This is a genomic window from Zhihengliuella halotolerans, assembly GCF_004217565.1.
In the GTDB taxonomy this organism is placed as follows: Bacteria; Actinomycetota; Actinomycetes; order Actinomycetales; family Micrococcaceae; genus Zhihengliuella; species Zhihengliuella halotolerans.
In genome coordinates this window covers 1652648-1665237 of sequence record NZ_SHLA01000001.1, presented here as the reverse complement: position 1 = coordinate 1665237, position 12590 = coordinate 1652648, and the positions used below count along the sequence as shown (strand labels likewise).

The window sequence follows — 12590 nt, the reverse complement described above, 5'->3', positions numbered from 1 at the left end:
CATGGAAAACCAGAACAGCAACGAGCAGCCGCTGCTCGACATGCGGGATGTGGAGATCACGTTCAACACGGCGAACGGCCCCGTGACGGCCGTCCGCGGCGCCAACCTCTCGGTCATGCCGGGGGAGTCCGTCGCGATCGTCGGCGAGTCCGGCTCGGGCAAGTCCACGATCGCCCTCGCCGCGATGGGCCTGTTGGCCAAGAACGGCAAGGTCACTGGCGGGCAGATCCTGTTCGACGGCAAGGACTACGCCGGGGCCAGCGACAAGGAGTTCCGCCACATCCGTGGCAACCAGATCGGTATGGTTCCGCAGGATCCGATGTCCAACCTGAACCCGGTCTGGAAGATCGGCTTCCAGGTCAAGGAGACGCTGAAGGCCAACGGGCTCGGCGGCGGGGACATGAACAAGAAGGTGACCGAAGCCCTCGAAAACGCGGGCCTGCCGGACGCGGAGCGTCGCGCGAAGCAGTACCCGCATGAGTTCTCGGGCGGCATGCGCCAGCGCGCGCTGATCTCGATCGGGCTCTCCTGCCGTCCGCGCCTGCTCGTCGCGGACGAGCCGACGTCGGCCCTCGACGTGACCGTGCAGCGCCAGATCCTGGACCATCTCGACAACATGACGGCCGAGCTCGGGACCGCGGTCCTGTTCATAACCCACGACCTCGGTCTCGCCGCCGAACGCGCGGAGAAGGTCGTCGTCATGTACAAGGGGCAGGTCGTCGAGTCCGGCCCCGCGCTCGAGCTCCTGCGCAACCCGCAGCACCCGTACACGAAGCGACTGATCGACTCGGCGCCGTCACTGTCCTCTCACCGGATGGCGAACGCGGAGGCCGCACAGAAGTCGGCGTCCAGCACTGACAACGTGCTGGAGATCAAGAACCTGACCAAGGTCTTCAAGATCCGTGAGAAGGGTTTGAAGAAGTCCGACTTCACGGCGGTCGACGACGTTTCGTTCAACGTCAAGCGCGGCACGACGACGGCGGTCGTCGGCGAGTCGGGCTCGGGCAAGTCGACCGTGGCGAAGATGGTGCTGAACCTGCTCGAACCAACGAGTGGGTCCATTCGCTTCGACGGCCAGGACATGGGCAGGCTCAGCGAGAAGGAGCTCTTCCGGTTCCGCCGCCGGGTTCAGCCGATCTTCCAGGACCCGTACGGGTCGCTGGATCCGATGTACAGCATTTTCCGCACCATCGAGCAGCCGCTGAAGATCCACGGTATCGGCAACGCCAAGTCGCGGCAGAACAGGGTCAAGGAGCTGCTCGAGCACGTCTCGATGCCGGCCTCGACGATGCACCGCTTCCCGAACGAGCTCTCGGGTGGGCAGCGTCAGCGCATCGCCATCGCGCGCGCTCTGGCGCTCGAGCCGGAGGTCATCATCTGCGATGAGGCCGTGTCCGCGCTCGACGTGCTGGTGCAGGCCCAGGTGCTGGAGCTGCTGAACAAGCTCCAATCCGAGCTCGGGTTGAGCTACTTGTTCATCACCCACGACCTCGCGGTGGTCCGCCAGATCGCCGACGAAGTGGTGGTCATGAAGAACGGCCAACTCGTCGAATCCGGACGGACCGACGACATCTTCGCGAACCCGAAGACGCAGTACACCGCGGACCTGCTTGACGCCATCCCCGGCGGCCAGCTGCTGGTCTAGAAATACTCCCTCGACGAGGGACGAGACGCGGCTGCGGCCGACCACACCACGTGGTCGGCCGCAGCCGCTTCTGCGTGTCCGGCCAGTGCCCTCGCCGGGCCAGGTGACCCGCGGTGAGCCATCACAGCGGCATGTGATGCTTGACACCCCTGCGTCGGCGGCGGTACCTTTATGCCTGAACCTGACACGTGTTAGGAAGGGACCATGAAACAACAGACCGGCGGACTGACCGCCACAAATCTCACCCGGCGCGGCCTGCTGACGCTGGGTGGCCTCGGGCTGGCGGGGGTGACGATCGGATCGTGGCCGCGGCTGACCGGCTCCGACATCCCGGGCCGGCACGCCGACGGGCTGACCATCGCGATCCTCGGCAACAGCGCCGACGCAGAGGGGCGCCGGGGGCTCGCAGAGGAGTTCCACCGTGAATTCCCGGAGATCAAGATCCACATCCAGGCGATCCAAGGCGCCGACTGGAAAGACTTCTTCGCGAAGATCCTCACCATGGTCGCGGCAGGCAACCCGCCGGACATCGTCTACGTCGCGACCGAGGGAGCCCAGCTGTTCGCCGACAAGCTCGCCGAACCGTTGGACCACTTCATCCGCCGCGACGCCGAGGAACTGCGGGAGTACTTCGACGACGTGCACCCGAGCCTCGTCGAGGCATACATGTACCAGGGCAGCCTCTTCCAGCTGCCGATCGACTGGAACGCCGCCGACATGTACCTGAACACGTCGACGCTGCAGGAAGCGGGCATGGACCGTCCTGCCGACGACTGGACGCAAGACGATTTCACCGAGATGCTCCGGGCCATGAAGAAGTCCCAGGGGCCCGGGTTCACACCGTTCTACTGGACCAATCGCCTCTTCGGCGGCATCGTGCCGTGGCTCTACAACAACGACACGTCGTTCCTGACCGAACGCAAGGCGCCGGGCGGCGACTGGCTGTGGGACGGGTTCTACCCGGACGATCCGGCGCGCTCCACGCGCGGCGGCGGCTTCATCTGGGACGGCTCCAACGCCCTCGACGAGCGCGTCTTCGAATCCTTCGACTACATGCGCGAGCTCGTCGCCGAGGGTCTGGGCGTCCGTCCCGAGGGCGGCGGCGGAACCTCGCTCGTCGGGCTCTTCTCGAGCGGTCGCGTCGGTGCGACGCCAGCCGGTGGCTACTGGGCCCAGGGCCTGCACGAGGCCGGCATGGCGGAGGACGGCTTCGACGTCCAGTTCTTCCCGAAGAACCGCACCCAGCGCCACCAGTTCGGCACGGCCGGCTACGCCATCATGCGCACCACGGAGAACAAGGACGCGGCCTGGGAATGGGTGAAGTTCGCGGCCCGGCGCGAGTCCATGGAGATGGCCATGCCGTCGCCGACGACGACGCCGACCCGCCGGTCGATGGTCAACGAGTCGTTCTACGCGCAGACCGGCCCCAAGAACTGGCAGGTCTTCTACGAGACCCTCGACCGGTTCCCGACCTCGGCGCCGATCCCCGCTCCACCGGAGCAGGCCGCCGTCGAGAACGCATTGATCAAGAATGTCACCAACGCGGTGAGCGGCTCCTCGCGGCAAACGCGCTCCGCCCTGGCGAGCCTGGACCGCGACCTCAATCTAGTCCTTAGGAGCGGTCGATGAGCGACACTACTACCGACCCGGTCGGTTCCCGGGCGACCGGCGCCCCCGATGCGCGGACCCGGCGAATTCCCGCATCACGGAGCAAGCCGAAGAAGAACCTGTTCGCCGGGGTGCTGCTCGCGCCGACGCTGATCGGCATGGGCATCTTCACGATCGTGCCGATCATCGGCTCGCTCGTGCTGGCCTTCTTCCGCTGGGACATCATCTCCCGGCCGGAGTTCGTCGGCCTCGCCAACTTCGCCGACATCGCACTGGATCCGACGGTGCGCGTTAGTTTCCTGAACACGATCGTGTTCGTGGTCATCGCGGTGACCCTGCAGCTGGGCATCGCCCTGGTACTGGCCAGCATGATCCAGGAGCGGCTGCCGGACTGGCTCCGGGTCTTCTTCCGGTCCACGTTCTTCTTCCCGCTGGTGCTCTCCGCAGCATCGGTCTCGATCTTCATGGGCTACCTGTTCAACGAGCAGTTCGGCGTTGTGAACTGGCTCATCGGCCTCGTCGGCTTGGCCCCGGTGCCATGGCTGACGACGCCGGCCGGTGCGGCCGCCGTCGTCATCATCGTTTACGTATGGCAGAACTTCGGCTTCTCCTTCCTGCTGTTCGTCGGCGGCCTCGGGAACATTCCCAAGGAGGTCTACGAGGCGGCGGAGCTGGACGGCGCCTCGGGATTCAAGAAGTTCATCAACGTCACCATGCCGCTGCTGAGTCCCACGACCCTGGTGGCCTCCGTCATGGCCGTGATCACCGCGCTGCAGGTCTTCGACCAGCCGTATGTACTGACCCGCGGCGGCCCGGGCGACTCGACGCGCAGCGCCGTGATGGTGGTCTTCGAGTCCGCGTTCGAGCAACTCGAGTTCGGTCGCGCCTCCGCGATCGGCCTGGTCCTGATGCTGCTGATCATGGCCGTCACCTACGTGCAGTTCCAGCTCAGCCGCCGATTCGTCTTCTACCAGTGAGGCACCCATGACTACTCAACTCGACACGAAAGCCAAGCAGCCGTTGCGCCGCAAAGTCCGCAGGCCCGTCACGGGCGCGTACATCGGGCGCCTCGCGGTACTCCTGGTGGCGGCGGTCCTGACCCTCGGACCCGTGATGTGGACGCTGTCCACCTCGCTGCGCCTGCCGTCGGAATCCTTCAACCTCCCACCCCGGTTCATCCCCTGGGACCCGGACTTCACCTCGTATTCGGAGGTGTTCGCGCAGATCGACATGATCCGGCTGGTCGTGAACTCGGCTCTCATGACCGGATTCATCGCGGCCGGCCAGATGATCACGGCCGCCATGGCGGGATACGCGTTCGCCCGGTTGAAGTTCAAGGGCAACAAGCTCCTCTTCGGCCTCGTCCTGGCCACCATGATGATCCCCGTGCAGGTCACGATCGTGCCCGTGTTCATGATCATCCGCGGTATGGGTCTGGCGGACACGCTGCTCGCGCTCATCATCCCCGCGATCCCGACTGCGTTCGGCACGTTCCTGATGCGCCAGTACTTCATGGGGGTCCCTGCGGAGCTCGCGGAGGCCGCAGAGATCGACGGCGCCAGCCAGTGGCGGATCTTCCGGTCCGTGTACCTGCCGCTGGCGACGCCCGGTATGGCGATCGTCGGCATCCTCGCCTTCAACTACCACTGGAACGAGTTCTTCCGGCCGCTCATCCTCACCATCTCCGAGGAGAACTTCACCCTGCCGCTCGGACTCGTGTCCCTGCAGGGGAACATGGGCACCGGCAGCATCTCGGTGGTGCTCGCCGGCGTGATCCTCTCGATGCTCCCGGCCGTCGTTGTCTTCTTCTTCGGCCAGCGCAGCCTGCGGGCTGGATTGACCGCCGGCGTCGGCAAGTAGCCCGGAGATCATGTCTGACAAGAACAGGGAAAACCACGTGAGCGAACAGACGATCACCAGGCCTGCTCACTCATCCGGCGGGCAGGCCGGTACGGACCGGCTACGGCCGAGAATCCACCCCCGCCCACGGCGCGGCTGGCTCAACGATCCGAACGGTCTCCTGCACTACGAGGGTCGCTACCACGTCTTCTGCCAGTACAACCCGGACTCGGCGCGCCACCACCGCATCAACTGGGCCCACCTGAGCTCGCCGGACCTGGTGCGGTGGACTGAGCACCCGGTCGCGATCGCCCCGGACCGGGACGGGCCGGACGCGTTCGGATGCTGGTCCGGCGTCGCGACGCTCGACGACGGGGTGCCGACGCTCGTCTACACCGGAGTGCAGCAGGAGGGCGGCGCTTCGAGCGTCGTGCTCGCGCGCAGCGGGGACGCCGACCTCGACACGTGGAGCAAGCTGGACGATCGCGGCGCCGTGCGCACCGCGACGGGCATGCCGGAGGGCGAGGGTGTCACCGACGTCCGCGACCCCTTCCTGTTCACCCACCACGGGCACCGGTACGCCCTCCAGGGCGCCGGCTCGCCGGACGGCGATCCGGCCGTGCTCCTGTACGACGCCGAGGACCTCGACGACTGGCGCTTCCTCGGCCGGCTGCTGGACGCGCAGAATGTTCGCGCCGTGGATCTCGCTCCGGCGGAGATCTGGGAGTGCCCGCAGCTCGTGCAGGTCGACGGGCGCTGGGTCATGCTGCTCTCGCAGTGGCGCTGGGTCGACGGGAAGCACCTGCTCTCGGGAGTCTCCTACCTCGTCGGCGAACTGGTCGACGACTCCGGTGCCCTGCCTTTCAGGTTCGAGGTCGCCAGCGGCGGAGTCGCCGATACCGGCCCCGACTTCTACGCGCCCCAAGTGCTGGCGGGCGGGGAACACGGCGCTGGAGCCGGCCCGCTGCTGTGGGGATGGTCCTGGGAGGGCCGCGACGAAGTTCTCGCCGACGAGGCGGGGTGGGCCGGCGTGCTGACCCTGCCGCGCCGGCTCCGGCTCGAGGGCGAGAGGCTCGTCGTCGAACCGGCCGCGGAGTTGGAGGCGCTCCGCGCGTCCTGCACGCGTCTCGGCGGGGGAGTCCTGCATGAACTGGGCGACCTGACCGAAGTGGTCGTGGAGCCCAGCGGGACTGACGTCGAAGTGGTCCTCGTGACCATCGAGGGCGAGGATTGCGGCAGGGTGGAAACCGTGCTCCGGCTGTCCGCCGCGGCGGGGTTGCGCGTCTTCATCGACCACAGCGTCGTCGAGGCGTTCTGCGGGGACGCCGTCGCGCACACGGTGCGCGCCTACCCGGCAGCGGAGCAGCGGTGGGCCGTGCGCGCCGGGGAGGGCACTGTCGTCGAGGCCTGGGAGCTGGACGCGATGGACGTCAACTACCGGTCAGAGTAGCCCGTCGCCTCTGCGCGCCACATCAGGCTGCGCGAGAGGTCCGCGGCGCGGTCGAGGCCCGCGCGACGAGGGGGCATTGCAACAACGTCGTCGCGGCCTCGTCGGTGGGGGCGCCTTCGAGCTCGTCGATGACGCGCCGAGCCGCCTCACGTCCCATGGCCTCGTGCGGCAGCGACATGGTCGTGATGCCGGGAACGGTGGCGTCGGCGAGGTGGCGCTGGTCGTCGTATCCCATGACCGAGACGTCGCCCGGCACCGAGATACCGTGGGCGCCCGCATAGAGCAGCACCCCGACCGCGACGCGGTCGCACGCGCAGAAGATGGCGTCCGGCCACTGGTCGGTCGGGCGCTCGAAGATCCGCTCAGCCCCCCGGTAGCCGTCGCTGATGTCCCACTCTCCGGCGTGCAGCTCGGCGCCGGGGAGCCCGGCCGAGGCGAGTGCCGCCTGGAGGCCGGCGATGCGCGCGGGAGCGGCGTCGACGTCGTCGTCCCCGCCGACCCAGGCGATCCGCCGGTGCCCGAGGCCGATCAGATGCTCGGCGGCCTCCCGACCCCCGCGGATCTCGTCGGGGATGATCGAGGGGAACGAGTCCAGACGGTCCCGGCAGTTGGCCAGGATCCCAGGCTGGAGCCGCAGGCCGTCCGGGACGTCGACGGTGCGCAGCCGCTGGGTCGCCAGGAGCAGGCCATCGACGCGGCGGCGACGCAACTCGTCGATGAACGACGACGGGTCCGCGTTGGGCGCGCCGGCGTCGGCGATGACGGTCAGGTAGCCACGCTCGGAGGCGGCTTTCGACGCGCCGGCGAGCATGCGCCCGGCGAACGGGCTGGAGGCCGCCTCATCGGTGACGATGCCAATCATCTGCGAGCGCTGCCGGCGCAGGCCCGAGGCGATCGGATTCGGCGTGTACTCGAGTTCCGCGGCGGCGCTGCGGATCCGCTCCTGCATATCGGGCGCGACGTTGCCGTCGGCGTTCCCGTTCATGACCATGGAGACGGCGCTGCGGGAGGCGCCCGCGCGTTTGGCCACGTCCTGGGCGGTGGGGCGACGTTGCGACATGGCGGGGCTCGCTCTAGGAGAGCTCCATGATGTATTCCTTGACGACGGCGGCGCGCGCGTTGGCGAAGCCCTCGGCCTCGCCGACGATCTGGAAGCCGCGGCGCTCGAGCACCTTCTGCGAGCCGATGTTGTCGGTGACGACGCGGGCCCGGATCGGCCGCTCGGCGAACTCCGCCAGGAAGGCGTCCACGGCGCTCGTGGTCACGCCGCGGCTCCAGTACGCCTTGTCGGTCCAGAAGCTGATCTCCTGGTAGCCGTCGTTCGGGTAGGCCATCACGGAGCCGACGACGCGGCCGTCGTGCTCGATGGTGCGCACGGTGACATCGGGGTCCGCGAGCATCGACGACCAGTGGTGGTCGAAGACGCCGCGATCAGAAGGGTTCTTGGCGGTAAAACCTGCCATGATGTTGGCCTCGGAGTCCTGCTGGTGCTCAAAAAACCAGTCGAGATCCGCTGGCTCCACGGGGCGTAGGTTCACGGCGTTCCTCTTTCTCTGTTCGGTGCCCTGGATGCGCGGCACCTGTTCAGGGGCATAGCTCTGTGCCGGGCATCCCGCGCGACACGTTCTGTTCTCTAGCGTACCGGTGCGGACAGCGCTGCCCATGCCATCGCGACGAGACGTGACCTCTGCGTCGCGGCGTCCTCCTTCGTGTTGGAGTGCGGAGTGGAGTTCAGCAGTCCGAAGACCGCCTGCGCGCGCTGCCGGGCCCCGTCGGAGCTCTCCTCCGGGTGCAACCGCTGCAACTGCGCGGTCCAGACCGCGATGTAGTCGCGCTGCAGGCGACGGACCTCACCCGCGCTGGAATCGTCGAGATTGCCCAGGTCGCGGTCCTGGACCCGGATGACGTCGGCGTTCGAGAGGGCGAAGTCGGCTTGGAACGCAACCAGGCGCTGGAGGACGACGTCGGGTGCGGGCCCATCGCTGGCGACCAACGTGCCGCCGTCGAGCAGCGACCGGCTGACGCCCAGCAGCAGGTCGGCGAGCACTGCCTGCTTGTTCGCGAAATGCCGGTAGACGGCCGGTCCGCTCACGCCGCATGCGGCCCCGAGGTCCTCGATCGATACGCCGCGATAGCCGTGGCTGGCGAACAGGCGCGCGGCAGCGCCGAGGTAGGCGGCGCGACGCTCCTCTTTGGACTGGCGCCGCTCGCCGGTGGTCTCGGTCTCGGGCAGCGGGGATTCGGTCATATCTGGTCCTGTACTGATGGTGGATTCACATCCTATGTGCCCTGCCTCACGGAAAGGCTGGACACGTGTAGTTAATCAACACTAACCTGTGAGGTAGTTAGTGACCCTTAACTGTGAAGGTTGTCGATGGAGACCCTGCCCACGCACGTCGACCCCGCCTCTGCCGCGTTCGCGGCCAACGAGGCCGGGCAGCGCGCGCTTGCCGCGGAACTGCGCGAGCGCCTCGCCCGCGCCGCCCGCGGCGGCCCGGAGAAGTCGCGGGAGCGCCATCTGGCCCGCGGCAAGCTGCTGCCCCGCGACCGCGTTGACGGCTTGCTCGACGACGGCTCACCCTTCCTTGAGGTCGCCCCGCTCGCCGCGGAGGACATGTACGACGGCGAGGCCCCGGCCGCCGGGGTCATCGCCGGCATCGGCCTCGTGCACGGCCGCCACGTCATGGTGGTCTGCAACGATGCGACCGTCAAGGGCGGCACGTACCTGCCGGTCACGGTCAAGAAGCACTTGCGGGCCCAGGAGATCGCCCGCGAGAACCGCCTGCCGTGCGTCTACCTCGTCGACTCCGGCGGCGCGTTCCTGCCGAAGCAGGACGAGGTCTTCCCGGACCGCGATCACTTCGGGCGCATCTTCTACAACCAGGCGCAGCTCTCCGCAGCAAAGATCCCGCAGATCGCGGCCGTGCTCGGTTCATGCACGGCCGGCGGCGCCTACGTGCCGGCCATGAGCGACGAGACGGTCATCGTGCGCAATCAGGGCACGATCTTCCTCGGCGGCCCGCCGCTCGTGAAGGCGGCGACCGGCGAGGTCGTCACGGCCGAGGAGCTAGGCGGCGGCGACGTGCACGCCAAGACGAGCGGCGTCGTCGACCATCTCGCAGAGAGCGACGCGCACGCCCTGCAGATCGTGCGGGACATCATCGAGACGCTCCCGCCGCCCGCGGAGCCGGCGTGGGACGTGCGCCCAGGTGCCGACCCGGAGGTGGACCCGGGCCAGATCTACGGGGCGGTGCCCGTCGACGTGAACGCCGGCTACGACGTGCACGAGGTCATCGCCCGAATCGTCGACGCGAGCGGCTTCCACGAGTTCAAGGCCGCCTACGGGGCGAGCCTCGTGACGGGTTTCGCCCGCATCCACGGCCACCCCGTCGGCATCGTCGCGAACAACGGGATCCTCTTCGCCGAATCGGCGCAGAAGGGCGCCCACTTCATCGAGCTGTGCGACCAGCGCGGCATCCCGCTCGTGTTCCTGCAGAACATCTCCGGGTTCATGGTTGGCCGCGACTACGAGGCCGGCGGCATCGCCAAGCACGGGGCCAAGATGGTCACCGCAGTCGCCACGTGCCGCGTCCCGAAGCTGACGGTCGTGATCGGCGGCTCGTTCGGCGCGGGCAACTACTCGATGTGCGGGCGCGCCTACTCGCCCCGCTTCCTCTGGATGTGGCCCGCCGCGCGCATCTCCGTCATGGGCGGAAACCAGGCCTCCAGCGTGCTCGCCACGGTCCGGCGCGACGGCCTCGAGGCCCGGGGCGAGACGTGGAGCGCGGAGGCCGAGGAGGACTTCAAGCGACCCATCCGCGACCAATACGAGGCGCAGGGCAACCCGTACTACTCCACCGCCAGGCTGTGGGACGACGGCATCATCGACCCGGGCGACACCCGCAGGGTCCTCGGCCTCGCCCTCGACGTCTGCTCCCGCCAGCCGCTGCCGGACACCGGCTTCGGCGTCTTCCGGATGTAGGGGATGAGCATGACCGAACTCTTCGACACCGTCCTGGTCGCCAACCGCGGCGAGATCGCCGTGCGCGTCATCCGCACGCTGAAGCGCCTGGGCATCCGCGCCGTCGCCGTCTACGCGCCCGACGACGCCGACGCCCTGCACGTGCACCTGGCCGACGAAGCCGTTGCGCTCGGCGACGCCGGGCACGCGGGTGCGACCGAGACCTACCTGGACATCGACGCCGTGGTCGGCGCGTGCCGCCGCAGCGGCGCGCAGGCCGTGCACCCCGGCTACGGTTTCCTCTCCGAGAACGTCGACTTCGCCCGCGCCCTCGAGGCCGCCGATATCGCGTTCATCGGCCCGCCCAGCGAGGCGATCAACCTCATGGGCGACAAGATTCGCTCCAAGAACCACGTGGGCGAGCACGGGGTGCCGGTGGTCCCCGGGATCGCCGAGCCGGGCCTGAGCGACGCGGAGCTGATCGACGCGGCCGCGTCGATAGGGTTCCCGCTGCTCATCAAGCCCTCCGCCGGAGGAGGAGGCAAAGGCATGGGCGCTGTCGAATCTCCAGAGCAGTTGCCCGAGGCGCTGGCGTCGGCGCGGCGCACGGCCGCAAGCGCCTTCGGCGACGACACGCTCTTCCTGGAGCGGCTCGTGACCCGCCCCCGCCACATCGAGGTTCAGGTCCTTGCTGACGCGCACGGGAGAACGGTCCACCTCGCCGAGCGCGAGTGCTCGCTGCAGCGCCGCCACCAGAAGGTGATCGAAGAGGCCCCGGCGCCCCTGCTTGAGTCCCTGGCCCGCGGGCCGCAGATCCGGGCCGACCTCGGGGCCGCCGCCGTGCGTGCTGCAGAATCCGTGGGATACCGCGGCGCCGGAACGGTCGAGTTCCTCGTCTCCGACGACGCGCCGGACGAGTTCTTCTTCATGGAAATGAACACGCGGCTGCAGGTCGAACACCCCGTGACGGAGGAGATCGTGCGGGTCCGCGACAGGCGGCTGGACCTCGTGGAGCAGCAGATCCGGATCGCCGCCGGGCAAGAACTCGACTTCGCGCAGGACGAGGTCGAGCTCTCCGGCCACGCGGTCGAGGCCCGGGTCTACGCGGAGGACCCCGCCGCCGGCTTCCTGCCCTCCAGCGGGTTCGCGTTCCGGGTCGAGTTGCCCATCGGTGACGGGGTGCGCGTCGATTCCGCGCTCGAGGGCTCGGGATCCGTCAGCCCTACCTTCGACCCGATGATCGCCAAGGTCATCGCCCACGGGGCCGACCGCTCCGAGGCGCTCGCACGGCTCGACGCCGCGCTCGCCGACTCCGTCATCCTGGGCGTCGCGACCAACCTCGAGTACCTGCGCTTCCTGCTCGCGGACGACGACGTCGTTGCCGGCCGCCTCGATACGAACCTGATCGAGCGGCGGGGTCCATTCGCCTCTCGGGAACTGACGGCGTCCGAGCGCGACTTCGCGGTCGCGGCGCTGGAGCGCCTTCAGCGAACGGCAGCCGGCGCGGACGGCGAGGAACCGGCGCCCGCGCCCTGGGAGGCCGGCGACGGCTGGCGCCTGGGTGAGCACCGTCGTCGTACCGTCCACCTCGACGTCGACGGCGAGACGTTCAGCGTCGGCGTCGGATCCGATGGATCCGGCCCGCACCTCGACGGCGGGATGCACGAGGTGCGGCTGGTCGACGGGGACGGCGGGCGCGCCGTCGTCGCGCGGGACCCGGGCGGGGGAGCGTGGTTCGCCGCGGGCGGCCGAGCCGCACCCGTGCGGTTGCTGGGCCGGCGCGAGAAGCTGCACCGCGACCTGGCCCTGCTCGAGCGAGAGGTCGCCGGCGGCGACCCCGACGTGAAGGCACCGATGCCCGGAGCCGTCGTCTCCGCCTCGGTCGTGACCGGCGACCGGGTCGAGCCCGGGCAGCCGCTGCTGAGCATCGAGGCGATGAAGATGGAGCACCCGCTGCTGGCGGGCATCGCCGGCACCGTCACCGTGCACGTCGGCGTCGGCGACCAGGTGACCAAAGACCAGATACTGGCGAGCGTCGCCCCTGACGCCGCCCATGACGAACCAACGACTGGCGAAGGAGCCTGAAC

At 68.6% G+C, this 12590-nt stretch carries 10 protein-coding genes; 7 read left to right on the top strand and 3 right to left on the bottom strand.

The genetic code is table 11. The annotated features are described in order from the left end of the window. The first annotated feature begins 1 nt into the window (after position 1). The 5 genes from EV380_RS07525 (at position 2) to EV380_RS07505 (ending at position 6542) form a co-directional block, all read left to right on the top strand. The gene (locus tag EV380_RS07525; protein WP_130450425.1) at positions 2 to 1645 is read left to right on the top strand and encodes an ABC transporter ATP-binding protein; all 1644 of its coding nucleotides are present in this window, start codon (positions 2 to 4) and stop codon (positions 1643 to 1645) included. A 204-nt stretch (positions 1646 to 1849) separates the two neighbouring features. After that, on the top strand, positions 1850 to 3274 hold the full coding sequence (locus EV380_RS07520) for an extracellular solute-binding protein (protein ID WP_130450423.1): 1425 nt from the start codon (positions 1850 to 1852) through the stop codon (positions 3272 to 3274). Beyond that, positions 3271 to 4230, top strand: coding sequence for a carbohydrate ABC transporter permease (locus EV380_RS07515; protein WP_130450421.1), 960 nt, complete (start codon positions 3271 to 3273; stop codon positions 4228 to 4230). The genes EV380_RS07520 and EV380_RS07515 overlap by 4 nt, the downstream gene beginning before the upstream one ends. A gap of 7 nt (positions 4231 to 4237) precedes the next feature. Continuing rightward, positions 4238 to 5113, top strand: coding sequence for a carbohydrate ABC transporter permease (locus tag EV380_RS07510; protein ID WP_130450419.1), 876 nt, complete (start codon positions 4238 to 4240; stop codon positions 5111 to 5113). A gap of 37 nt (positions 5114 to 5150) precedes the next feature. Further along, a complete protein-coding gene (locus EV380_RS07505) occupies positions 5151 to 6542 on the top strand; it encodes a glycoside hydrolase family 32 protein (protein WP_165391909.1) in 1392 nt (463 codons plus the stop codon). A gap of 22 nt (positions 6543 to 6564) precedes the next feature. Here the strand turns inward: EV380_RS07505 and EV380_RS07500 are convergent, their stop codons facing one another. The 3 genes from EV380_RS07500 to EV380_RS07490 all read right to left on the bottom strand — a co-directional run bounded on the left by EV380_RS07500 (position 6565) and on the right by EV380_RS07490 (position 8790). Then, entirely contained in the window at positions 6565 to 7602 is a 1038-nt protein-coding gene (locus EV380_RS07500; protein WP_130450415.1) for a LacI family DNA-binding transcriptional regulator, read from the bottom strand. A 13-nt stretch (positions 7603 to 7615) separates the two neighbouring features. Next, the gene (locus EV380_RS07495; RefSeq protein ID WP_242607535.1) at positions 7616 to 8080 is read right to left on the bottom strand and encodes a GNAT family N-acetyltransferase; all 465 of its coding nucleotides are present in this window, start codon (positions 8078 to 8080) and stop codon (positions 7616 to 7618) included. Positions 8081 to 8175: 95 nt separating this feature from the next. Next, a complete protein-coding gene (locus EV380_RS07490) occupies positions 8176 to 8790 on the bottom strand; it encodes a TetR/AcrR family transcriptional regulator (RefSeq protein ID WP_130450413.1) in 615 nt (204 codons plus the stop codon). Between the two features lie 126 nt (positions 8791 to 8916). Here EV380_RS07490 and EV380_RS07485 point away from each other — a divergent pair, with 126 nt between their 5' ends. Together EV380_RS07485 and EV380_RS07480 are read left to right on the top strand one after the other, a co-directional pair. Further along, a complete protein-coding gene (locus tag EV380_RS07485; RefSeq protein ID WP_130450411.1) occupies positions 8917 to 10524 on the top strand; it encodes a carboxyl transferase domain-containing protein in 1608 nt (535 codons plus the stop codon). A gap of 3 nt (positions 10525 to 10527) precedes the next feature. Further along, positions 10528 to 12588, top strand: a complete 2061-nt coding sequence (locus EV380_RS07480; RefSeq protein ID WP_130450409.1) for an ATP-binding protein — start codon at positions 10528 to 10530, stop codon at positions 12586 to 12588. Positions 12589 to 12590: the final 2 nt, after the last annotated feature.

Bases quoted from the DNA above. Each gene is read 5' to 3' on its own strand.
- EV380_RS07525 (WP_130450425.1), top strand. From the start codon at position 2: ATGGAAAACCAGAACAGCAACGAGCAGCCGCTGCTCGACATGCGGGAT.
- EV380_RS07520 (WP_130450423.1), top strand. From the start codon at position 1,850: ATGAAACAACAGACCGGCGGACTGACCGCCACAAATCTCACCCGGCGC.
- EV380_RS07515 (WP_130450421.1), top strand. From the start codon at position 3,271: ATGAGCGACACTACTACCGACCCGGTCGGTTCCCGGGCGACCGGCGCC.
- EV380_RS07510 (WP_130450419.1), top strand. From the start codon at position 4,238: ATGACTACTCAACTCGACACGAAAGCCAAGCAGCCGTTGCGCCGCAAA.
- EV380_RS07500 (WP_130450415.1), bottom strand. From the start codon at position 7,602: ATGTCGCAACGTCGCCCCACCGCCCAGGACGTGGCCAAACGCGCGGGC.
- EV380_RS07490 (WP_130450413.1), bottom strand. From the start codon at position 8,790: ATGACCGAATCCCCGCTGCCCGAGACCGAGACCACCGGCGAGCGGCGC.
- EV380_RS07485 (WP_130450411.1), top strand. From the start codon at position 8,917: ATGGAGACCCTGCCCACGCACGTCGACCCCGCCTCTGCCGCGTTCGCG.
- EV380_RS07480 (WP_130450409.1), top strand. From the start codon at position 10,528: ATGAGCATGACCGAACTCTTCGACACCGTCCTGGTCGCCAACCGCGGC.